The organism is Clostridium sp. FS41 (genome assembly GCF_000954015.1).
Taxonomy (GTDB): domain Bacteria; phylum Bacillota; class Clostridia; order Lachnospirales; family Lachnospiraceae; genus Enterocloster; species Enterocloster citroniae.
The window spans coordinates 288117-311626 of the sequence record NZ_JYHN01000061.1 but is presented as its reverse complement, the minus strand read 5'-3'; the positions used below and the strand labels follow the sequence as shown (position 1 = coordinate 311626).

The window sequence follows — 23510 nt, the reverse complement described above, 5'->3', positions numbered from 1 at the left end:
TCAATTATTTATTAAATTTTATTGAATTTCTATTGACGAATCCCCCCACATCTTTTATAATGATGCTATATTAAGAAGACACAGAGCAATATATGAGTGCCGGGCAGCACTAGATAGGAGTTTCCCATGAACAAGACGATCAAAGCCAAAGATCTGGCACATTTGCTGGGCATATCCCCCTCCACTGTTTCCATGGTCTTAAACAACAAGCCTGGGATCAGCGAAAGCACAAGGAAACTGGTTCTTGACAAAATGATAGAACTGGGTTCCCTGTCACCCGCCTACGGATATAAACCACAGACCATTGACTTCATTTACTTTGTCATATTTAAAAAGCACGGAAAGGTAGTGGGTGATACCCCCTTCTTTTCACAGCTGATCGAAGGCATAGAGCAGTCCTGCAAGAGCAGTGGATACAATCTTCAGATTGCGTATTTTAATGAAGGAAGCGACCTCTCCACCACTCTGCCGCTGATCCATTCCAAAGAATGCAAGGGGCTTTTGCTGCTGGCCACGGAGATGGCCCTGGCAGACGCCTCCGTATTCACATCCCTGGGATGCCCCACCGTGCTGTTAGACAGTGCGTTTAACGAGATCGCCCTGGACACCATTGTGATCAATAACAAACAGGCTGCCGGATGCGCCACCAAACAGCTGATCCACAGCGGCCACACCAACATCGGATATCTCCATTCCGCATGCCATATCAATAACTTTTCAGAGAGAAAAGACGGATACCACAGGGAACTTCGCAGAAACGGGCTGCACATTCCCACGGAGCACGAGTACAAGCTGACTCCCACCGTGGACGGCGCCTACAGTGAGATGAAGGAAATACTGAGCCATGACCCGGTAATGCCCACAGCGTTCTTTGCCGACAATGACATCATTGCCTTATCCGCCATGCGCGCATTAAAGGAAAAGGGATACCGTATCCCCGAGGACATCTCCATCATCGGCATTGACGACATGCCTATGTGCGAACTCATGGATCCCCCTCTCACCACCATGCATGTGCCAAAGCACCAGATGGGCGTACAGGCCGTCAAACGGCTCCTGGAAAAGATCAACAGCAACAGCCGTGAGATCCTTACCATTGAGATACGCACGTCCCTGGTAGAGCGCCAGAGTATCCGTACCGTTAAAGGATAGAGACCAAACATCCCTGTTAGAAGCAAGGTTTTTACAGCCTTAACTATTCTGACAGGGATGTTTTTTGATCCACTTTTTTAGGCATAACAAAATAGATGGGAACCCAAAGGTTCCCATCTCAATATCCGACTCACTGCCTGTGTTTTTATACCTCTCAGTATCTCTTTGTCCTGATCAGATCCTCAGCTTTACTGCCTGATTCGTATATGCCGACTGGAAAACCGCCTCCATCAGCCGCATAACTCTCATAACCTCCTCATGCTTGATCAGGGATTCCTCCTCGCCCCGGATCGCCTTAAATACATTGCGGTAGAACTCCCGCACATCGCTATGGACCACTGGAAGAGGGTATTCTTTTACGGTTTCGCTGGTACGCGGCGCCATGGTCTTTGTAAGCCCCGCCGCTGTAACAACAGGAACCGCATCCCGCTTTTCCCAATCGGAGACCATTACAATCTTTCCGTCAACTTTCCAGTTGTCAATGACAGCGCTTCCATTTTCTCCCAGAATATACCATCGCGGCAGAGAGATAAAGTTGCTGGTCCCCACTTCCACATGAACACACAGCCCTTCCTCCTCTCCCTCTTTCGGCGCAAAACGGAGCAGGATCTTAAATCCGTCATCCACCGCTTCATTCGTTACATAGGTGAGCTGCGCAAAAACAGATTCTATGGGTTCGCGGATCATCATAAGTATCTGGTCAAGCAGATGCACGCCCCAGGATATGGGATTATGTGTCGTTGATTCTTATTGGGAATGGTGCAAGCTCATCTCCCCCGGCATTACCGCCATCTATCAGCCTTGCCATGAGCTGGGCCTGGCGGCATCTCAGATTCTTCTCCAGCGGATCGATGCTCCCGACAGTTCTGAAAAAAAGCGTCAGATCCTTCAGGCCCGGCTGACGATCAATAAGTCGACCAGTTACTTGGAACCCTACTAAAGAACCCTACGAAAGAGCCTTACTAGAAATCTCGCCGCTCATCCAGGTGTCATATCCTGCAAGAAACATTTTCGTTCCCATGGTAACATATGCCTTGAAGCATTACGTATTACAAACCATTATTATTGAAAGTAAAAAGGAGCAATCACACATGGACATGCAGAACAGAAAATGCGTTATGGTAATGGATCAGGACCTTCCCCTTGGCATCATTGCAAATACAGCGGGGATCATGGGCATTACATTGGGAAAATATATGCCGGAAACAGTGGGACCTGATGTCCTGGATAAAAGCGGGTACGAACATCTTGGGATCATTGAATTTCCCGTACCTATCCTGAAAGCGGACAGGGACCGGATCCGCACGATCCGGGAGCAGCTTTATGAACCGGATTTTTCTGATTTAATGGTGGTGGATTTTTCCGATGTGGCCCAGAGCTGTAAGACCTATGACGAATTTATCCGCAAGGCTTCCCTTGCAGAGGAAAAGGAATTCCAGTATCTGGGTATTGGAATCTGCGGAAGCAAGAAACTGGTAAACAAACTGACCGGCAATCTTCCCCTGCTGAGATGACAAATCCAGCGTGGCATGATACTATATTTTTATTATAATCAACGCCAGGGAGGTACGCACAGTGGAATTTTTAAAAGCAGGACCGGAGGATACAGGGGAGATTTTTCGCATCATGAACCTTGCCTATTCCCTTCTGGAACACAAGGATTGGTATTGCATTGATACCGAAGAGTATGTGAGGGAACACATAGAGGATCCCGCCAAGGGCATTGTCTTTAAGGCAGTGGAGGATGGACAGGTGGGCGCATTTTTTATTATTCATTATCCCGGTCTTACGGATACCAGCCTGGGGCACTATATGGACCTGGATGAAAAGGAACTCCTGAACGTGGCTTACATGGATTCCCTGGCCGTGCTGCCCCGGTTTCGGGGCCGCCGCCTTCAGTATGGCCTGATGGCCCACGGCGAGACTTACCTGTCCGCCACCTCCTTCTGCCATCTCATGGGGACTGTTCACCCGGACAACACCTACAGTCTTAACAATTTCCTGAACCTGGGCTATAAGGTTGTAACCACCACGCAGAAGTACGGCTCCCTTCCCCGCAGCATCATGTACAAACGGATCATCCCCTCAGTGGACAAGGGCACACACGCCCTTGCCCACTGAGGGTAACGGTTTCCAAATATTAATTTCCCTTTCCAGGAATGATACATCCCCTATTCCGATATACTTAACTAAACACTTCTGAAATGGAAACCGATCAGAATGAAAAACAAACTCAGAAGACTCCCTATGAAAAAACTGCTGCGGACCACCCTGCTATTTGTCCTGGCATTCTGCGCCGGACGTCTCACCGCCCAGGTGGTGGAGTACAACAGGGGGCTCCAGACCGCAAACTATGCCAATACCCCGGAGGCGGCGGCTGCATCGGCCGATGGGAACTGGGGCTTAAGCTTTCCGGTTGAGGGCCAGACGCCTGTGGGAAATGCCACTGCAGATTACCTGAAGCAGTTTAATTCATACTATTGCCAGAATACCCAGGATAAGGTGATCTACCTCACCTTTGATGCGGGTTATGAAAACGGCAACACTGCCACGATCCTGGATGCGTTAAAAAAGCACAATGTACCCGCCACCTTTTTCCTGGTGGGCAACTATTTGGAAACCAGCCCGGATCTGGTAAAGCGCATGGTAGCGGAAGGCCACACCGTGGGAAACCACACCTTCCACCACCCGGATATGTCTAAGATCTCCACCAAGGAGAGCTTTGAAAAAGAGTTAAATGACCTGGAAACCCTGTTCCAGCAGACCACAGGCCAGCCCATGAAAAAATACTACCGCCCGCCCCAGGGCAAGTACAGTGAGAGCAACCTGAAAATGGCAAACGACATGGGATACAGGACATTTTTCTGGAGTCTTGCCTATGTTGACTGGTATGAAGATAAGCAGCCCTCCAAGGAGGAAGCATTTAAAAAGCTGTTAGGACGCATTCACCCCGGCGCTGTTGTCCTTTTGCACAGTACTTCCAAGACCAACGCCCAGATCCTGGATGAACTTCTGACCAAATGGGAGGAAATGGGTTACCGCTTCGGTTCCCTGGATGACCTGGTGGCGGCCCAATAGTATTACCTTTGCGCCTCAGGCGCAGATTTCCCAGATATTTCCGCATTCAAACTGATTACAATAAACACTCTCCAAAAAAGAGCCGCCAGAGGAAGGATCTTCTCTTCCTTTGACGGCCCGTTTTTGGTCCCTACATCATCTTTTCCTTCCACTCGCCTTCCTTAAACCCGGTGAGTACAAAATCATCCGCCACCACCAGAGGGCGTTTGACCAGCATTCCATCGGTTGCCAGAAGTGCCAGCTGCTCTTCCTCGCTCATCTGGGGAAGTTTGTCCTTAAGCGCCATTTCCTTATAAAGATTGCCGCTTGTATTAAAGAACTTCTTCAGTGGCAACCCGCTCTTCTCATACCATGCTTTCAGCTCAGCCTCACTTGGATGCTCTTCCTTGATGGGGCGCTCCTGGTATTGGATCCCGTTGGCATCCAGCCATTTTAACGCCTTCTGGCATGTACTGCATTTCTTATAGCATAATACGGTCATATTCATGATCTCATGTTCCTTTCTTGCATTTACTTTTATTTTTATTATTTTCCCGTAAGGGTGATCTCCTTTTTTGCCCCCGCAAAGCAGCCTGTCCCCTCATCATAGGCCACCGAGGCTTCCGAGGAAAAGGTCTTCACATTATAGCGGATCTTTTCCCCTTCAGCTTCCTTCTCACCGGCTCCATCCCTGACATCTCTGCCATCCTTGCCATCTTTGCCGCTTTTGCCGCCTATAAAAGTGCTCTTAAACTCCCTGATTCCTGTGGACTGAGGGGTGATCTGCACATCCTTATGGATCCGGAGATCCGGAGACGCCGGTTCCGGCTTTGCCGTGATCACCGCCCCTGAATTTCCACTGACCTTCAGCTGTCCCAGACCTTCATCCACAGCCAGTGATGCGGCCCGTATTCCGATCCCATCCTCAGCCTCAGCCCGGATCACGCTCTCCTTTCCGGCCAGCTCCAGATCCGCTGCGTCAATGCCGGTCTGTCCCGCGCTGATCTCCAGGCTGCCGTTTCCCCGGATGACCAGGGTTCCGGAGTCCGCCAATATCCCCACCCCCTCAGAGTGTATCCAGTTTCCGCTGCCTTCCCTCAGTTCCATGATCAGATCCCCGGAAATGCAGACAGCCGCCCGTGCTTCCCCCTCCTCCGCTTCCTCGATCACTGCATTATCCAGTGTCAGCGTGTATATGTCCCTGGAATTTCTCAGCTTCCATCCATTTCCCTCTACCATCTTCCCTCTCTGGGGCAGTTTAACCTCCCCGTCCCGTCCAATGGATAGAGCGGTCAGGGGAACCTGCTCCCTGGACTGGGTAAGTCCGAACCTGGATGCCAGGAACATGCCTGCGCTTGACACGGTGGTACAAAATACAACCACAAGGCCGATAAACAGTATAGCCCGCGCCGTCCTCCCAAAAAACTCCTTAGGCAGATTTTTCATTGTTTCCTCCTGTTACAGTTTTGTGTACTCTCGGAGTCTCCTGGTACTCAGATTTGCGAGATGATTTTTTGTCAGTTGTGCATAAATTTATGAGGCGTACACGGTGTGTACGTTGAATAGATTTGTGTGCGGCTGGCGGGAAATCAGCCGTAAAGATGGGTGCCGGGGAGACTCCGGGAGTACATATTATATTTTGTATATTTTATCATAAATCCCTGCATTTTACTATCACTTGTAATATCATAGGAATCAGCAAAAAATAAGGAGGCATTGTTCATGATCAATCTTCTCTGTTTTGGGGATTCCAATACCTTCGGCACCAATCCCAAGGGAGGCCGCCATGCCTGGAATACCCGGTGGCCCGGACGCCTGCAGGTCCTGTCAGGTCCCGAATACTATGTCATCCAGGAGGGAATGGGCTCACGCACCACGGTGTGGGATGGAACGCCTTTGCTGCATGATGCAGCATATGGACTACGGCCCGGGATACAAGATCCCCCAGGTCCTGATCGTTTCACCGGTCTATATCGGCGAGGACATGGTCCACTGCCCATATGCCAGCTTTGGCCTCACGGCTCCGGCCAAATCCCGCAGCCTTTCCCCACTGTATGAGGAGGTTGCCAAAGTTCAGGGCTGTATGTTCTTAGATGCGTCCACTGTAACGCCCAGATGGATGCATATAGGTGGAATCAATCACCCCAAAATGATCAGGGACAGGGGGCCGGGAACCACTGCCCATACGGCGGCATTTCCCATGCTCCTGTCCCTTTTATGATATAAACCATTCCTGAAGCCTAATATGCCTTCTCCATCTCTGTGATCCTTTGGTACAGTTCCCGGTTCACCGGCACATCCAGTCCGTGCTTTTCTGCTTTCCGGATCACTGTGCCTGCAAAAAACTCCACCTCGGACCGCCTGTGCGCCAGACCATCCTGACGCATGGAGGGCATTCCCTCCGGATTCAGGGTATCCACCAGGTCCACATAGCTTTGCAGATCCTCTCCTGTCACCTGTATGTTCTCCTTTTCCGCCAGGGCCACTACCTCTGCCATTGCATCCATCATCATATGCCGCTCTTTGCCCGGCTTCTGCACGGTCCCATAGGTTCCCTCGGCCACCATAACAGCCTGGTTCACCCCCACGTTAAGCATCCATTTACACCAGAGACGGCGCAGAATATCGGCTTCCCTTGTGTAGGGCAGCCCTGTCTCATCAAACAGGTCTGTGACCTTTTTCAAAAGGGGCTCCTTTTCCGCCTCGGACTCAGGTATGCCGATGCAGATCTCTCCCATATGGGAGTATGTAAGCCGGTTTCCCAGCTTCACCGCATCCATGCCCTGGGCCACGCAGTACAGCATATGCTCCCTCCCAAGGATGTGGCCAATAACTTCCTCGCTGCTGATGCCGTTGAGCACGGACAGTATGATCGTATCCTTCCCCACCTGGTTTTTAACAGCCCGGGCCGCTGCCTCCAATGCCGTGGCCTTAACGGCAAATAGTATCAGCTGCGCCGCTCCCCTGGAATCCGGCACCGCCCCGTCCTGAACCTGAAACCTCCATTCCCTGTCATTACAGTATACCGGATGATCCTTATAATTCTTCACCCTGTCACTGTCAGCCAGGAACGTCACCTGCTCCTGCCCCAGGGTCCCTGCAAAAAAATCCCCGTATAAAATACCCAGGGCTCCCATTCCCACAATGGATACCCGCCTGATCCTGTCCATATAAATCAATCCTCCATCCTTTAATAGAAGCGTGCGGTCTCGTCCAGACCCTTCCTGCCAGGCCCTGCCGGGTCAATATCCCTGTATCCCACGGCAATGACAGACACCACCTCCTGGTCCTGGCCTATGTCCAGAAGCTCCCTCAGGGCATCCGCGTCACGTATTCCCATGATCAGGGTATCCAGTCCCAGATCCTTTGCCTTCAGTATCAGATGGCTGTCGTGGAGGCCCAGGTCATAGCAGCCCCATCCATTGCCCACTTCATTGACCGGGTTCCCCTGGTTGTCATGGCCGGAATGGTTTTTTACAAATGCAGTGACGATCAGCACAGGGGCATCCTTGCAGTTTTTCTGATTAAATTCCGGAAGGCAGGATGCCTTTACCTTGCCTAACATCTCTTTGGACATGACCACATAATATCTGGCTGTCTGAGAATTTTTCCAGGACGGTGCCTGGACAGCGGCCTGCAGCATCTCCTTCACCAGGGCCGGGTCCACCGCGGCCCCTTCCCTGAATTTGCGTATACTTCTTCTCTCTTTTAATATCATATCCAGATCCATTTATCCATCCTCCTTGTTTTGATCCATGCCCGCCCCAACAGGGTGCGGCCCTCAGAAGCAGCGTTCCAATGCTGAACATCAAACAGCTGCAATGGCTGCGGCTGCTTCCAGCCGCCGGTAAAACTGGGGATAAAAATCTTCCCCTGCCTTGTAAGGCGTGACATAAAACTGGTTCAGCACATACATGTTCACGGCTTTTATAGTTTCCTGGTTTCCACTTTCCTTCAGCCGCTCTCCCAGGTCCTTGAGGAAATAATGCCAGTCCGCCACAAACCGTTCATAGGACTTGAAGTCCGGTGTATCCACCCACTTGCGTACCTTGACCTTGGTCCGGTTCTCCCTGGGACATTCGTGGATCTGCAGAAAATACCGGAAGGAACGGTCCTCGTATACCCTTCCCAGTGGAAACAGCCTGCAAAAGCCGGGACGGTACGGATGGATGCTGCACCTGCCATGTCCGTCCAGAAAACTGCACCTCTCCCCGCTTCCAGTCATCTTCAGGTTGGGGAGAATAACATGATCCACCACATTCAGCTCAATATGGCCCGCCATCAACTGGTTAAAATCCATGCACAGCCCTTCCTCCATACGCTTTATGTCATAGGGATCCAAAAGAATGGAACTTCCCATGCCTTGGCAGCAGGCCGAACATCCCTCACAGTCACCGCAGTCTGCTTTTACCAGATCATTGCCCTCATATCGTTTTCCGTCTGATATCTCTTCCAGACTGACATTGCGCTCCATAACAAAATCCTCTCGCTTCATTTAATTTACCGGTATGATGATACCTGTACAGCCATGTATGCTGTAAGTATACCATTCTTTTCCATCCCGGCGCAACTGTGGTTTTTCGATTCTTTTTCCCGGTTCACCGGGGGGCTCTGTTTTTCATGACCATCAGTGTGACCGCGGATCCTGCCGCCACCGCCGTCCAGATTCCCATGACCCATACCGGCAGCGTGATACCCAGCATACGGTTTATGGGCAGCACAAGGAGGGATAGCAGGCACACCTGGTTAAACTGTTTTGCGGTTTCATACCCCTTCCCCTTACCCCGCTCCACCTCCTTTAACATGCTTCCGCTGTCTGGCAGGATCCGGTTTAGATCCGGCACATCCCATCTGGCTCTTCTGGCCGTGACGGCCCGCAGGATCAGTGCCGGAAAGGGTGAAATCCCTATGACCGCCGTCCATACGGTGAGTATCCCCTTGGGCACATGTAACCCCAAAATGCTGTTGATGGGAAACATGATCATGGATACAATACACACAAAACAGAACAGGAATGCCAGATCCCTGATCCTGCACCATTTATCAATTCTGTCTTTCTTCATAAAAGAACCTCCTGTCATCTTCATTTCCCTGAACCTGAGATCCAGGAATCCCGGGTCCAGTGTATCAAACTTCCATTCCCGGTCCCTGATTTCGCCGCACAGTTCCCGTACCAGGACCAGGGCTGCCGCCTCCTGCTCAATCTCCCTGACCCTCTGGTCCTTAGAATAAAGAATTCTGCCCGCAGGATTCTCCGCCTGCGGCGGGCCGCTTCAGCGGCATCTTCCCTTCCGCCGCAGTGCGACCCCCGGAGAACGTTTTTGGTATCACCGGGGATCCCAGATGAATTTCTTATGATATAAAAAAGAGGGACAGCCCGTTTCCGGCCATTGTCCCTCCTGCCATATTCCTTTTCTAAGCTCCCAGCTGACCGCTCTCCGGTTCCCTTGCGGGAAGGCAGTAGCGGTAACTCCTGGTGAGCACACCGATTTCCTCCAGAGTCCCTACCATCCGGTACACGGTTGCCAGCCCGATGGATGGGTCCTTCTTGATCGCTTCATAGTATATCTCCTTGCAGCAGTTCCATGTACCATCCAGAATAATTTCCAGAAGTATCTCCCGCTGTTTCGTTACCCGTCTGCCGCTTTTCTGAAGTTCATGGATGACCTGTTCCTTCTGCCACATATAAGAATTACCTCCTTCTGAATTCTGCCGGTTCCGGGCCCCGGAGCATATGTCCGGGACATACCCGGGGTCCGGTCCCGGCTGTCAGGCATTTGCACCTGCGTTAACAATTAACATCTTGCTTTCCCTGTGAGGACGGACCAGCAGATATATGAATAATGCCAGCATTGCCAGTGCCGCCGCTGTTCCGATCCCAAAGTCACCCGTGGTAATGAATGTACCCAGCTGGTAGATACACAGGGATGAAACATATGCCAGACCGGTTTGATAACCAATTGCAAACCAGGTCCATTTTGGATTGTTCATCTCTCGTTTGATGGCTCCCATTGCCGCAAAGCAGGGAGCGCATAAAAGGTTAAACACCAGGAACGAGTAGGCGCTCACTGTTGTAAAGCTGCCGGCCAGTGTACTCCATATCTCAGCCCCGTCCTCGGACACCTCGGCAAACCCGTAAAGGATCCCCAGAGTCCCCACCACATTTTCCTTTGCCACAAGGCCTGTGATGGCTGCCACTGCCGCCTGCCAGTTCCCCCATCCCAGAGGCGTGAAAATCCAGGCAATGGCGCTTCCGATATTAGCCAGAAATCCCTGGGATAGGTCCTCCGCCATCCCAAACCGTCCCTCCACAATGCCGAAGCTGGACGTGAACCAGATAAACATGGTGGATAAAAGAATAACCGTACCGGCTTTTTTGATAAAGGACCACCCCCGTTCCCACATGCTTCTGAGCACATTGGAAACCGTGGGCAGATGGTAGGCCGGAAGTTCCATGACAAATGGGGCCGGGTCCCCTGCGAACATTCTTGTCTTTTTCAGGATAATACCGGTACAGATGACGGCCGCAATCCCCACAAAATACGCGCTTGGCGCCACCCAGGAAGCGCCGCCAAACAATGCGCCTGCAAACAGCGCGATGATGGGAAGCTTTGCGCCGCACGGGATAAACGTGGTGGTCATGATGGTCATCTTCCTGTCCCTGTCATTTTCAATGGTGCGGCTTGCCATAATGCCCGGCACACCGCATCCCGTGCCGATAAGCATGGGGATAAAGGACTTACCGGAAAGACCGAACTTCCGGAAAATACGGTCCATGATAAAGGCGACCCTGGCCATGTATCCGCAGGATTCCAGGAATGCCAAAAAGATAAAGAGCACCAGCATCTGGGGCACAAATCCCAGCACAGCGCCAACGCCTGCCACAATCCCGTCCAGTATCAGGCTGGAAAGCCAGGGAGCGCAGCCCACTGTCTCCAGGAAATTCCCCACCACCACCGGTATGCCGGGCACTTCCAGACCAAACAGCGCGAATCCTTCTCCAAACACCCCGTCATTGGCCCAGTCCGTGGCCCAGGTTCCAACCGTGGTAACCGACACGTAGTAGACAAGCCACATCACCGCAGCAAAGATGGGAAGAGCCAGCCAGCGGTTGGTCACAATGTGGTCGATCCGGTCGGAAACACTTAGTTCCCGTCCTCTTTTTGTACTGTGACATTGTCCGATCATGGACGCGATATACGTATAGCGCTCATTGGTCATGATACTCTGTGCATCATCATCCATGGCGTCCTCAGCCCGTTTGATAATGGCCTCCACATTGGGTACCCGGTGCATCTGGACAGCGATCTTCTCATCCCTCTCAAACAGCTTCACCGCATAGAAACGTTTCTGGTTTTCCGGAATCTCATCATCCAGGTAACGCTCAATCTCCTCCAGCACGGCTTCCATATCCTCGCTGAAGCGGCGGACCGGCATAAAGGGGATTCCTGCACCTGAAAATACTTCCTCCGGTTCAGGTTCCCCTGACTTGGCAATCTCCACTGCCTTTGCCGCGGCCCTGGACACACCTGCGCCTTTCAGGGCTGAAATCTCCACAACCGGACATCCCAGGTTCCGTTCCAGGGCTTTCACATCAATGGTATCGCCCTTCTTTTCCAGGATATCCATCATATTCACAGCTATGACCATTCCGATCCCCAGCTCGATCAGCTGGGTGGAAAGGTACAGGTTTCGCTCCAGGTTGGTCCCGTCCACAATGTTCAGTATGGCGTCCGGCCGTTCATTGATCAGGTAATTCCGTGCCACCACTTCCTCCAGGGTGTAGGGTGACAGGGAATAGATTCCCGGAAGGTCTACAATGGTCACATCTTTGTTTCCCTTTAACCTTCCCTCCTTTTTCTCCACCGTAACTCCGGGCCAGTTTCCCACAAACTGGTTGGAACCCGTCAAGGCGTTAAACAGTGTGGTCTTTCCGCAGTTGGGGTTGCCGGCCAGCGCTATCTTTATCGACATTTCCATACTCTCCTTCGGACTATGTATTAGTTTCAACTAACTCATATGTAATAAAAAATGTTCTTTCATATGTACCGCGCGGATCTAAACCATGATCTTATTGGCCATCTCCTTACTGATCGCAACCCGGGATTCCTTGATTCCCACGATCACATTGCCGTTGTTTACAGATATCACTGTAATGTGGGTACCGGGTACAAATCCCATGGACTCCAGATGACGCTTTACTTCCTCTTTGCCGCCAATCCGTATGATCGATACGACCTCGCCAACACTGGCCATTGTTAAAGGCATCATGATCACTCCTTTGCTCAGTAAGTTCATCCCTACCTCCGGCAGACTGCTTAAGGCGCGCGTATGCAGTATGTCATGCTAAGCATGACGTGCGCCGGGCACACGTACGCCGGGGCGTACCTGAAGCTAACCATATAAACGAACATATATGCTAAAATATGCAGCAGGAGAAATTAGGTTCTCCTAACTGCATATATAGATTAGCATCTGCTAACTGAATTGTCAAGAAATTTTTTCAGTTTCTAATCCAGCTTGATCCCTGACAATGCCTGGGCAAATGCATTATTAACCGGTTCTTTGGCCTCTTTATTCTGCTGGTTCAAATAGTTTGCCACATCCCGTTTGGACACACCTGCCCCTTCCTTTTTTCTCCTGTCCTGGAAGGCGGAAAGCTTTTCCTTGTGCCCGCATCTGCACACAAAAATCTGTCCCTCCCCCTTGCCTCTTAATTCCATCTTCTTATGGCATACCGGGCAGCGTGCATTGGAGGTGCGGGAGATCGTTTCCCTGTGGCCGCACTCCCGGTCCTGGCACACCAGCATCTCACTGTTCTTTCCTTTCACGGCCAGCATCCGCTTTCCGCACACCGGACATTTTGTGTTGGTCAGATTATCGTGGCGGAAGCTGCCCTCCCCTGCCCTGATCTGGCCGATCAGCGCCTGGGAATAGACACGGATATCAGACATAAAGGCCCCGCGCTTCAGATTCCCTTTGGCAATCCTTGACAGCTTCATCTCCCAGTCGGCGGTAAGCTCCGGCTTTTTCAGATCCTCGGGCACCAGCTCCAGCAGCTGCTTGGCCTTGGATGTGAGATAAATGTCCTTTCCCCTCTTTTCAAGGAGAAAACTGGAAAACAATTTTTCAATAATATCCGCCCTGGTGGCAACGGTTCCCAATCCCCCAGTCTCCCCCAGTGTCTTTGCCATGGCCTTGTCCCTGGACTCCATGTAGGCCACCGGATTCTCCATTGCCGAGAGCAGAGTGGCCTCGTTAAACGGTGCCGGAGGTTTTGTCTTTCCCTCTGTCATGGACAGGGAAAGGACCGCGACCCTGTCCCCCTTTTTCAGGTCGGGAAGCTGCTGTTCCTTTACCGGCACCCCTTCCGCCGTCTCCTCATCATCCTGGGACTCCCCCTCGGCCCCATTGTCATAGGCCGCCTTCCAGCCCTGCTCCTTCACAATCTTACCCCTGGCAATAAAACTCTCCCCGCCAATCTGCACACTCACACTGGTCTGCTCATACTCAAAGGGCGGATACATCACTGCCAGGAACCTGCGCACCACCAGATCATAAATACGGCGCTCATCAATGGTCATGTGGTCCAGCTGTACAAACTGTTCCGTGGGAATGATGGCATGGTGGTCAGATACCTTTGAGTTGTCCACAAAAAAGGGCTTGGCCGGCAAAGCCTGCATGGCAAGCCTGCCTGCAAGGGCGCGGTATGGTCCTACGGCGCAGGCCTTAAGCCGCTCCTTCAGCGTAGGGATGATATCGCTGCTCAGGTACCTGGAATCCGTTCTGGGATAAGTCAGCACCTTATGGTTCTCATACAGGCGCTGCATGATATTTAATGTCTCCTTGGCAGAATAATCGAACCGTCTGTTGGCATCCCGCTGAAGCTCCGTCAGGTCGTAGAGCAGGGGGGCAAATGTCTTTTTCGGGGTTCGCTTCACCTGGGACACCACTCCCGTCTCCCCTTTCAGGTTCTCCAAAATGTTTTGGGCCAGGTCCCTGTCAAAAGTACAGAAGCTTCCCGATGCCTGGTTCTGCCATGTGAGGGTCAGCCCATCCCCCTTTGCCTGCAGGCCGTAGAAGGGTTTGGGCACAAAGCTGCGGATATCCGCCTCCCGCTTTGCGATCATGGCCAGGGTAGGGGTCTGGACACGCCCGCAGGAAAGCTGGGCGTTGTACTTGCAGGTCAATGCCCTGGTGGCGTTGATCCCCACCATCCAGTCCGCCTCGGCCCTGCACATGGCCGCATCATAGAGGCTGTCATACTCCTTTCCGTCCTTCAGGTTGGCGAATCCCTCCCTGATGGCCTTGTCCGTGACAGATGAGATCCACAGCCGCTTTATGGGCTTATTGCTGCCCGCTTTTTTCAGGATCAGCCGGGCAACCAGTTCCCCCTCCCTCCCTGCATCTGTGGCAATGATGATGAGCCCCACATCCTTTCTGTGGATCTGGGTTTTCACCGCATGGTACTGCTTGGCGGTCTGCCCGATCACCTCCAGCTTAAACACATCCGGAAGCATGGGCAGGTCCTCCATCTTCCACTCCTTATATTTTTTGTCATAATCCTCCGGATCCGCCAGGGTGACCAGATGGCCCAGTCCCCATGTGACGATATAGCGGTCCCCCTCAATAGCTCCGTTCTGGTTCTTACCGCATTTCAATACCCGGGCAATATCCCGGGCAACGGATGGTTTTTCCGCGATTACAAGTGATTTCATCTTTCCTGACTCCTATACTTCTATTTTTGATCTATGTTTCAGCCGCCCCATCCTCTTTCCCCTTTTAATGCTCATCCCTTTCTTCTGGCGCCTATGATACTGGTGATTCTTTCCCTTGTATCCCAAAGCTTTTGCTTTACTTCCTCCAGACGCTCGTCCTGCATCCTGGCAAGGGGAGCGGAGATGCTGATCCCATAATTGTACATCCCCCTGTAGTCCGGCACACTGACGCCCACGCAGAACAGTCCTGCTTCCCGCTCTTCCCTGTCATAGGCAAACCCTGTTTTCCTGGTATCCTTAAGTTCGCTCAGAAGCCGGTCCAGGTCGCAGATGGTATGGGCCGTGTACTGCACAATATGGCTGTCCTGCCATACTGCCTTTACTTCCTCCTCAGACAGTTCCGCCAGTATGGCCTTGCCCACCGCTGTTCCGGCCAGCGGAAATTCCAGGCCCACATGGGAACCGGTGGCAAACATGTTGGCCGTGGGTGTAATCTTATCAATGTACCTGATGTTGGTTCCCGCCCGCTCCACAAAGTGTACGGTCTCCCTGCACTCCTCCGACAATGCGGCCAGATATGGATGGGCCAGCTTTACCGCGCTGTTGCGCTCCTGGATACAGTTGCCCACTGCCAGCATTTTGTAGGTGAGAAGGTATCTCCCGGTCTCAGCTTCCTGGTCTGCATACCCCATATCCACCAGGGTACCCAGCACCCGGTGCACCACAGTGGAATGAAGGCCTGTCTCATGGCCGATCTCCCGCACCCCCATGGCACCCTTTTCCGCCAAAAGCTCTATTACCTGAAATGTCCGCTCAACGGACTGTATTGTTTCCCTTGCCATATTCTGTCCCGCTCCGTATTCTGTCCCGGCCCTGCCTGGGCGGCCCGGTATTTGATATTCATTCAGTATCATAACACAGTTCCGATTCCGGTGCAATTCAAACACGCTCCGTTAAAAAAAGGGCACCGCTGGCGCGGCACCCTTATTGATGCGGCCCATGCACGGGCCATTTGGTTTTGTTTTATTATACTATGGACCGGTGTACCGCGGCCTGCTGCATTGCAGACTGCAGCATTGCGGTCTGGTGTACCGCGGCCTGCTACAGATGATTCACCGGATACATCACAGGCTCTCCCTTTGCAAAGCGAACTGCTTCCTCTGCGATCTTGCGCTTTAATTCCAGGGCTGATTCCTGGGAATACCATGCCATGTGAGGACTGCACAGGAAATTATCAAACTCAAACAGGGCGGCTCCCACTTCCATGGGTTCCTCTGAAACCACGTCCAGGGCAGCCCCTGCGATCATCTTTTCCTGAAGGGCGGTCAACAGGTCCCCCTCGTTGACGATCCCTCCCCTGGCTGTGTTGACCAGGTATGCCGTGGGCTTCATTTTCTTAAACGCCTCCATGTTGATCATGTTCATGGTCTCAGGAAGCAGGGGGCAGTGAACGGAGATCATGTCCGATTCCTTAAGCAGGGTATCCAGTGTCACGATCTCCACTCCCTCATGGACGCTTCCCTCCTCGTATACGGGATCACATGCGATCCGCCTGCAGTCAAAGCCCATCATCCTCTTTGCAAAGGTGCGGCCGATCCTTCCAAAGCCCACAATCCCCACGGTAGACCCGGGGATCCTGTGCACCGGAATAGCCTCCGTATAATTCCAGGTCTTGTGCTTGGTGCAGTCATTCATCTCGCAGATCTTGCGCGCCAGGCCCAGCATCATACCCATGGCCTGGTCGGCCACTTCGTTCATGCCGTAGTCAGGCACATTACATACCTGCACACCCAGCTGGGTCGCCGCCTCCAGGTCAATGGTATTCACTCCGACACCGTATCTGAGGATCAGCTTCAGTTCCGGCCTTAAGGCCTCCATCACCCGGCGGCTGAAGGGACCATACTGGGTCATCATGATCTCCCCGCCCTTGGCCTGTTCGATCAGGTCATCCTCTGTCTTACACGCAAGATGAGTATAGGTCATTCCGGCTTTGCCGAACACTTCCTCCTCCTGGATCATATTGTCGTGATCACAATCGGTTACAATGATCTTCATGGTCTTTCCTCCTAGTTATGAATCCTTATCTGCAGTCAACCAAAACCTTCACTGTCATCTCTGAAGGATCTTTGATCAGATCAAATACCTTCTCAGACTCTGCCAGCGGAACTATGTGTGTAACGATCTTCTCCAGCTCAGGAGCGATCTCCTTTGCGTACTCCACGGCCTGGCCGAACTCACGCAGTGTGTAAACACGGCTTCCCACCAGGGTCTGCTCCTTGAAGTTCACATCCTGCAGATTAACTGCATGGGGAACCTTATGTACACCGGTGAGACAGATCATGCCGCCAATGCGGCAGAGCTTTGTGACCTCCAGGGCTGATGGTTCGGAACCGCTGCACTCGAACACCACATCCACGCCCACATGGTCTGTGGCCTTATTCACATAATCGACCATGCTCTCGTTCTTTACATTCACTGTCTCAAAACCAAATTCCCTGCACATGGCCAGCCTTGCCTCATCCACATCGGAGATAATGATCCTGGAAGCGCCTGCGTGCTTTAACACGATACCTGTCAGAATGCCGATGGGGCCTGCTCCGATGATGGCTGTTGTATCCCTGGTCTGGAAACGCGCCTGATGCATGGTGCGGACGATCACTGCCAGAGGCTCGATCACTGCAGCTGCCTTGTCGGAAACTTCATCATCGATCTTAAACAATACATTCTCGTCACAGGTCACGTACTCCGCAATACCCCCGTCAACATCAATGCCGATCAGCTTTAAGGTCTGGCATACATGGGGAATGCCTGTCTTACATGCAAAACAGTGTCCGCAGGAGAGAAGGGGGTATGGGGATACCCTGTCGCCCACCTTAAACCGGCCGTTTCCTCCATTGATGGATTCAATGGTTCCGATAAATTCATGGCCCAGCACCAGGGGAGCCTTTGCCCGGGGATGCTTGCCTGCAAAAATACCAATATCAGACCCGCAGATACCGCAGTATGATACCCGGATCCTTACCTGCCCTTCCTTTGGCTCCGGTACCGGCATATCACGGACTTCCACTTTCTCTGGCGCTGCATATACCAATGTCTTCATAATCTGTAATCCTCCTTACTCCGCTGCACATGTTTTTACTTGGTTTTCACTTTGGCTTTGCTTTGTTTTCACTTTGGCTTTGCTTAATTTTTACTTTGGCCTTTCTTGGCTTAACTCACACATTTCACACATTCACACTTTACAACCGGCTTTTGTTCCGTTATTCGGAACAATGTTCCTGTTTTTTATCTTATGAATTAATTTAATCACATTTTATCTATGATGTCAATATAATTCCTGCTGCTTTAGCAAAAAAATACACCGCATCCGGATAAACCAGATGCGGTGTTGGTATACTATTCCATAATATGTATAAAACTGTAAACTTCTTACTTAACCAGATATCCTCCGTCCACCGGGATCACGGCTCCGTTCAGATAGTCGGATGCAGGGGATGCAAGGAAAATAACAGCCCCCTTCATATCCTCCGGGGTTCCCCAGCGGTGTGCAGGTATGCGGTTTGTGATCTCCGCATATCTTGGATTGGACGGGTCTGTCAGCGCTGTGTTCATCTCCGTGTCCATATAGCCGGGTGCAATGCAGTTTACATTGATATTCCTGCTTGCCCACTCATTACAGAACGCCTTGGTCATCTGGGTAACAGCTCCCTTGGATGCAGCATATGCAGGCACGGTAAAGCCGCCGAAAAATGCCAGCATGGAGGAAATGTTAATGATCTTTCCCGGTTTCTCCTTGGCCATAAATTCCCTGGCCGCCATCTGGCACAGTTCAAAGGGTGCTGTCAGGTTCACATTCATAACTGCTTCCCAATCTGAAAGCGGGAATTCCTCACTCTTATGACGTCTCTGGATGCCGGCACAGTTCACCAGGATGTCAAGGCCGCCCATGGCGCTCACTGCTTCAGCAAATGCATCTGCCCTGGCCTGACTGTCCCCCAGATCCACCGCAATGCCATGGCACTTAAATCCGCGGTCACAGAACTGTGTGGCCACATCATGTACTTTCTCGGAACTGCCGAATATAACCACTTCGGCTCCAGCCTCCATCAGACCCTCGGCCATGCCGTGGCCCAGCCCTCTGGTTCCGCCTGTTACAATTGCTTTCCTGCCTGTAAGATCAAATAAATTCATTCTTTTACCCTCCTGGATGTGTGTGGTTCAGGAGCCGGTTGTGTGTGAAATGTTAAACTAAGAGTAACATCTTTTTCTGTAAAAATCAAGGGCTTTTACAGTGAATGGGAGCTCATGGGGCTGAAGGCCCGGATGGGTATCACATTGGGGTAATTCACATCTTCATAGTAGTAATCCGCGATTTTTACCTCCACTGCAAACGCTTTCTTCATATTGTCCTCCGTAATCGTCTCCCCCGCTCCCCCGTAAAAGCTGCTTTTGTCCCGGTTTAATATCAGCGCTTTGTCCGCGATTTTTAAGGCATGGGCCGGATAATGGGTGTTGATAATGGCTCCTATGCCCCGGTTGGAGGACAGCTGCCTGATCATATCCAGAATGACCAGCTGGTTCTTAAAATCCAGATTGGATTCAGGCTCATCCAAGATGAGCATTTCCGGCTGTGTACAGAGTGCCCTGGCAATAAGGACCATCTGAAGCTCTCCTCCGCTCATCTGGCTGCAGGGTTTATCCATAAGAAAGGTAATGCCCACCTCCTCCATGGATGCTTTTGCCACCTCCATATCCTCCCTTGAGGGCTGGGCAAAAAGCCCCAGGCGGGCCGACCGTCCCATGACCACCATTTCCAGGGCCGTGTAGGACAAGGATATTCCCTTTGACTGGGGAACATAGGCGATCCGTTTCCATATTTCAGAATGTTTCAGTGTATTCATGGGAACGCCATCGATCCGGCTTTCCCCGGAGTCCCACTTCAGCAGACCCATCATACATTTTAAAAGGGTGGTCTTTCCCACGCCGTTGGGCCCCAGCACTGCCAGGACCTGATTCCCCTCCAGGTCAAAGGACACCTGGTGAAGGACCTGGGATGCCCCGTATCCGAAATTTCCGTTCCTTACCTCAAATCTCACAGTCTGGCACCTCCTGTCCTGCGTAAAAGTATGATAAAAAAGGGCGCGCCTATAATGGCCGTCAGTATGGACACCGGTATCTCCGCGGCCGTGGCCGCCCTGGACGCTGTGTCGATCACCACCATAAAGGCAGAGCCCAGACCCATGCTCACCGGAATGATCTTGCGGTTATCGCTTCCGTAGAGCATTCTGGCCACATGGGGGATCAGAAGTCCCACCCATCCCACCTGCCCGCACAGTGAAACGCAGGATGCGGTCACCAGGGTGGAAGCTGCCATGACCATTATCCGCAGTTTTCTGACATCGATTCCCAGGGCCCTGGTTTCATCCTCCTGAAGGGACAGGATGTTAAGCCTCCACCGCAGCAGGAACAAAAGCGCCACGCCCAGTAAGATCAGCGGGATCCCCACTGCCAGCCCCTGATAGGTGGCCCTGGACATGCTTCCCATCAGCCAGTATGTGATGGCAGGCAGGTCCTCGTCCGGATCAGCCACATACTTTACCAGGGATACCAGGGCCTGGAACAGGGATGACACCACCATTCCTCCCAAAACCACCATAAGGATACTGCTTTTTCCATTGAGCCTGCTGATCATGCAGGTTCCTGCCAGGGCTGCCAATCCCATGGCCAGGGCTGCCAGCTGCACCACAAACACATTTCTGGTAAACAAAAGGGCCAGCACCGCGCCAAAGGATGCGCCCGTGGCCACCCCCAGCGTATCCGGGGTAGCTAAGGGATTGGAAAACAGTGCCTGGAAGGACGCGCCTGATATAGACAGGCCCATGCCGGCCACAAGGGCCAGCATGATTCTGGGCAGCCTCACATGATAAACCACGGACCAGCCCTGGGGATCCACCTCCTGCCCGGTGAGGGGCGACACTAATATCTGCAGGGATTCCAGAGGCGATATATGATACCTTCCGATTCCAATACAGATAATAGTTACCGCAATGGGCAAAAGGAATATGACAAGGCTCATCAGGTTGTGTTTCTTTTTTATTTTCTCCATACCAGGCTCCTGCATTTAGTTCCCTGCCGCTTCCCTGGCCGGGTTAAAGATCTGTGTGATGTCCTCGTCCGACAGCGCCACATTGTAAAAACGCTCATAGTATGTGCGCACTTCCTGTTCCATGTCCACATCCGCAAACAGCTGGGGCTGGTTTTTCTGTGCCAGCCACCTTAATACCAGCGGTGTGTCTGATGCAGGCGGGAACCAGCGGTACATGCCCAGAGGGAACTTGTAGACCTTTCCTTCTTTTACCGCCTTCACACTGCTCCAGTCATGGCCTTCAATGGTGTTGTCATACAGGTCCTCAGGAAGATAGGGGCTGAAATTTGTAATATATATGATATCGGGATCCCACTCATAGATTTGTTCCATGTTGATCTCAGGCGTTCCGGTCAGGTCCGCGGCCACATTGATGCCGCCGGTGGACTCGATCCAGTACTGTCCAAAGAAATTGCTGCCCGAGGTTTTGATCACCCCGTTTGCGTAATTAAACAGGATCAATACCCTTGGCTTTTCTATGTCCCCTGCTCCATTTAGCACAGCCTGTACCTCGTCATATACCTGGTGTCCATAATCCGCGATCCCGGCCGCCTTATCTTCCTGGCCCAGTACCTCACCCAGGAGCTTTACCCAGTTTTCAAAGGTTGCCACACAGTCAAAGTCCCAATTGGAGGTGGAAAACCCAACCGCAGGTATGCCTGCCGCCGCCAGTTTTTCGTATTCTTCCGTATTGTTGGCACTGTAGAACACCACATCCGGCTTCAGGTTCAGCAGTTCCTCAATATTCAGCTCCCCTCCCTGAAGGAAATCCGTGTTTACATCCAGTATGTCAGGCACCACCTTGGGCAGGATCGAATTCTCCGCCGCTGCCATGGAAGACGGATGGATGCCCACCAGCTTCTCCGCCGAGCCCTCAAACAGGCTGTACACGGAGGGAAGGGGCAGGAGGGACGAGATGACAATGCGGTTGATCTCTGCCGGAATCTCAATCTCCCTTCCCGTGTGGTCCACCACAATACGCGTCTCTCCCTCCGGGGACTGGTCCGGAGAATGGTCCAGGACCGTTTCCCGGGCCTGGGTGTCCTGGACGGAAGCGGTTCCTGCCGCACCCGAACCACAGCCAATGAGAGATATTGCCATACCTGCCGCCAGCAAGGCGGCTGTCACTGCATTTCGTTTGATCATTTGTTTATCCTCCCTTGAAACTATGTGTACTCTTGGAATCTCCCGGCAACCAGACCGATCTGTGTGGGGCCGGCGGAACATCAGCCCCAAAGACGGGTTCCGGGGAGACTCCGAGCGCACATCCATTGGTTAAAATGTACGCCTGCAACGCAGGCACTGTATTCCACTCCCAGTTTGCTGGATATCGCGTACTGGGCAATGGGTAAAAACTGTTTGTCTGAGCCCTCCTCCAAAAGAGGCTGGATGAAAGGGTCAGCTATGATCATCTCATAGTCCGGGCTGTTAACCGCCGCCCTGATCCGGCCCTCGTCCCCAAGGTCCATATCTCCGGGGGATGCCAGCGCCTGCTCCATTCCATACAGACACCCCACTGTCACGGACGTGAATCCAAAGTCCCTGTTCAGGGCATACCTGATGGAGTCCGACATCACCTGTTCCCCTATGATCAGAACGCGGGCGGAACTGCCGGTCGCGGATGCAGCGTCAGCCACGGATGTATCCGCCTCCCAGAGCATTTCCGTCCTGCCGGTCTGTGCCACCCTTTTTACAGCGGACAGCCAATCCTCCTGTCCCTTTTCCCCCACCGGAAAACCGCAAAGATAGGGGATGTGGAACCTTCGCTCCATATACAGGGCAGTCAGGTAACCAAATCTGGATACCGCCAGATTGACCTGGGCATTAGCGGCCTTTTTTAGATCCTCCAGGCTGTAATCCATTGCCAGGCACAGGCCTGTCTCGTACCCATTCTGTTTAAGACAAGTCTTAAGGCAGCTGATATTTTCTCCGTCCCCAAAATCCATGGGAAGGGCACCCAGGATATTCACCCGGCCCTGCTGCATTTCCCCGGGTTGCGCAAACCGGTCCAGCAATTCCCTGGCTGCCAGGAAGGCTCCCCTGTCATAATACGCCGTGCCTGTAGTGTCAAAGCCAAAACCGGGAATCCCGGTCCGTTCCTCCAGTTCATATGCGATCCCTTTCAGATCCGCCCCGATCACCATGGGCACCGGGCTTCCCACCAGGGCCAGGAGATCCGGCTTTAAGTCCTTTGCGGCCGCCTCCATCTTTTCCATAAGTTTTTCATCATCCCCCAGCACCGCATCCATCTGCCTGAGCCCGGAACAGAAAATTCCGGATCGGGAGCCATACCACCTGGGATCATCATACCCCGTGTAATTTCCCGTACAGCCCGAGGCATCATGCATTGCCGTCACCGTGTCCAGGTCAAAGAGAACCGCTGAAACTCCGGAATAATCCGGGGAAAAGGGAGGAAGCCATATTGATAATTTAGCCAT

The 23510-nt window shown here is 52.3% G+C and carries 24 protein-coding genes; 5 read left to right on the top strand and 19 right to left on the bottom strand.

What is annotated here, in order from left to right:
* Window positions 1-126: 126 nt before the first annotated feature.
* Window positions 127-1152, top strand: coding sequence for a LacI family DNA-binding transcriptional regulator (locus CLFS41_RS16010; protein WP_007860937.1), 1026 nt, complete (start codon window positions 127-129; stop codon window positions 1150-1152).
* A 174-nt stretch (window positions 1153-1326) separates the two neighbouring features.
* On the opposite strand, the gene CLFS41_RS16005 is transcribed toward CLFS41_RS16010, so the two are convergent.
* Window positions 1327-1866 (bottom strand): Gfo/Idh/MocA family oxidoreductase, encoded by a 540-nt coding sequence (locus CLFS41_RS16005; RefSeq protein ID WP_270279456.1) that lies wholly within the window; start codon window positions 1864-1866, stop codon window positions 1327-1329.
* Window positions 1867-2243: 377 nt separating this feature from the next.
* Here CLFS41_RS16005 and CLFS41_RS15995 point away from each other — a divergent pair, with 377 nt between their 5' ends.
* The 3 genes from CLFS41_RS15995 (at window position 2244) to pdaA (ending at window position 4230) form a co-directional block, all read left to right on the top strand.
* Window positions 2244-2666 carry a DUF2000 domain-containing protein gene (locus CLFS41_RS15995; protein ID WP_007860938.1) on the top strand — a complete coding sequence of 141 codons (423 nt, stop codon included), beginning with the start codon at window positions 2244-2246 and terminating at the stop codon, window positions 2664-2666.
* A 61-nt stretch (window positions 2667-2727) separates the two neighbouring features.
* Window positions 2728-3273, top strand: a complete 546-nt coding sequence (locus CLFS41_RS15990; protein WP_007860946.1) for a GNAT family N-acetyltransferase — start codon at window positions 2728-2730, stop codon at window positions 3271-3273.
* Between the two features lie 126 nt (window positions 3274-3399).
* Window positions 3400-4230 carry a delta-lactam-biosynthetic de-N-acetylase gene (gene pdaA / locus CLFS41_RS15985; RefSeq protein ID WP_007860947.1) on the top strand — a complete coding sequence of 277 codons (831 nt, stop codon included), beginning with the start codon at window positions 3400-3402 and terminating at the stop codon, window positions 4228-4230.
* Between the two features lie 130 nt (window positions 4231-4360).
* On the opposite strand, the gene CLFS41_RS15980 is transcribed toward pdaA, so the two are convergent.
* Both CLFS41_RS15980 and CLFS41_RS15975 read right to left on the bottom strand, forming a co-directional pair.
* A complete protein-coding gene (locus CLFS41_RS15980; RefSeq protein ID WP_040415761.1) occupies window positions 4361-4711 on the bottom strand; it encodes an arsenate reductase family protein in 351 nt (116 codons plus the stop codon).
* 44 nt (window positions 4712-4755) lie between these two features.
* The gene (locus tag CLFS41_RS15975; RefSeq protein ID WP_007860949.1) at window positions 4756-5655 is read right to left on the bottom strand and encodes a hypothetical protein; all 900 of its coding nucleotides are present in this window, start codon (window positions 5653-5655) and stop codon (window positions 4756-4758) included.
* A gap of 469 nt (window positions 5656-6124) precedes the next feature.
* On the opposite strand from CLFS41_RS15975, the gene CLFS41_RS30775 reads away from it, so the two are divergent.
* Window positions 6125-6430 (top strand): hypothetical protein, encoded by a 306-nt coding sequence (locus tag CLFS41_RS30775; RefSeq protein ID WP_215630090.1) that lies wholly within the window; start codon window positions 6125-6127, stop codon window positions 6428-6430.
* A gap of 19 nt (window positions 6431-6449) precedes the next feature.
* Here CLFS41_RS30775 and CLFS41_RS15965 read toward each other — a convergent pair whose 3' ends face one another.
* The 16 genes from CLFS41_RS15965 to CLFS41_RS15890 all read right to left on the bottom strand — a co-directional run bounded on the left by CLFS41_RS15965 (window position 6450) and on the right by CLFS41_RS15890 (window position 23510).
* Window positions 6450-7379: a 2-dehydropantoate 2-reductase gene (locus tag CLFS41_RS15965; RefSeq protein WP_007860956.1), complete on the bottom strand. Its 930-nt coding sequence runs from the start codon at window positions 7377-7379 to the stop codon at window positions 6450-6452.
* 20 nt (window positions 7380-7399) lie between these two features.
* Window positions 7400-7939, bottom strand: a complete 540-nt coding sequence (locus CLFS41_RS15960) for a nitroreductase family protein (RefSeq protein WP_045092818.1) — start codon at window positions 7937-7939, stop codon at window positions 7400-7402.
* A gap of 78 nt (window positions 7940-8017) precedes the next feature.
* On the bottom strand, window positions 8018-8683 hold the full coding sequence (locus tag CLFS41_RS15955) for a YkgJ family cysteine cluster protein (RefSeq protein WP_045092817.1): 666 nt from the start codon (window positions 8681-8683) through the stop codon (window positions 8018-8020).
* Window positions 8684-8807: 124 nt separating this feature from the next.
* A complete protein-coding gene (locus CLFS41_RS15950; RefSeq protein ID WP_007860963.1) occupies window positions 8808-9272 on the bottom strand; it encodes a hypothetical protein in 465 nt (154 codons plus the stop codon).
* Window positions 9273-9624: 352 nt separating this feature from the next.
* Entirely contained in the window at window positions 9625-9894 is a 270-nt protein-coding gene (locus CLFS41_RS15945) for a transcriptional repressor (protein WP_007860964.1), read from the bottom strand.
* 84 nt (window positions 9895-9978) lie between these two features.
* Window positions 9979-12189, bottom strand: a complete 2211-nt coding sequence (gene feoB / locus CLFS41_RS15940) for a ferrous iron transport protein B (protein ID WP_347468547.1) — start codon at window positions 12187-12189, stop codon at window positions 9979-9981.
* 78 nt (window positions 12190-12267) lie between these two features.
* Entirely contained in the window at window positions 12268-12480 is a 213-nt protein-coding gene (locus CLFS41_RS15935) for a FeoA family protein (RefSeq protein ID WP_347468572.1), read from the bottom strand.
* A gap of 239 nt (window positions 12481-12719) precedes the next feature.
* A complete protein-coding gene (locus tag CLFS41_RS15930) occupies window positions 12720-14927 on the bottom strand; it encodes a DNA topoisomerase III (RefSeq protein ID WP_007860969.1) in 2208 nt (735 codons plus the stop codon).
* 71 nt (window positions 14928-14998) lie between these two features.
* Window positions 14999-15841, bottom strand: coding sequence for an IclR family transcriptional regulator (locus CLFS41_RS15925; protein ID WP_007860977.1), 843 nt, complete (start codon window positions 15839-15841; stop codon window positions 14999-15001).
* Between the two features lie 187 nt (window positions 15842-16028).
* Window positions 16029-16982, bottom strand: a complete 954-nt coding sequence (locus CLFS41_RS15920) for a C-terminal binding protein (protein WP_007860979.1) — start codon at window positions 16980-16982, stop codon at window positions 16029-16031.
* Window positions 16983-17007: 25 nt separating this feature from the next.
* Entirely contained in the window at window positions 17008-18027 is a 1020-nt protein-coding gene (locus tag CLFS41_RS15915) for an alcohol dehydrogenase catalytic domain-containing protein (RefSeq protein WP_045092815.1), read from the bottom strand.
* 329 nt (window positions 18028-18356) lie between these two features.
* Window positions 18357-19118 carry an SDR family NAD(P)-dependent oxidoreductase gene (locus tag CLFS41_RS15910; RefSeq protein ID WP_045092814.1) on the bottom strand — a complete coding sequence of 254 codons (762 nt, stop codon included), beginning with the start codon at window positions 19116-19118 and terminating at the stop codon, window positions 18357-18359.
* A gap of 95 nt (window positions 19119-19213) precedes the next feature.
* The gene (locus tag CLFS41_RS15905) at window positions 19214-20023 is read right to left on the bottom strand and encodes an ABC transporter ATP-binding protein (protein ID WP_007860982.1); all 810 of its coding nucleotides are present in this window, start codon (window positions 20021-20023) and stop codon (window positions 19214-19216) included.
* On the bottom strand, window positions 20020-21033 hold the full coding sequence (locus CLFS41_RS15900) for an iron ABC transporter permease (RefSeq protein ID WP_007860983.1): 1014 nt from the start codon (window positions 21031-21033) through the stop codon (window positions 20020-20022). The genes CLFS41_RS15905 and CLFS41_RS15900 overlap by 4 nt, the downstream gene beginning before the upstream one ends.
* 15 nt (window positions 21034-21048) lie before the next feature.
* Entirely contained in the window at window positions 21049-22218 is a 1170-nt protein-coding gene (locus tag CLFS41_RS15895) for an ABC transporter substrate-binding protein (protein ID WP_007860984.1), read from the bottom strand.
* Between the two features lie 80 nt (window positions 22219-22298).
* Window positions 22299-23510 carry a nitrogenase component 1 gene (locus CLFS41_RS15890; protein WP_007860985.1) on the bottom strand — a complete coding sequence of 404 codons (1212 nt, stop codon included), beginning with the start codon at window positions 23508-23510 and terminating at the stop codon, window positions 22299-22301.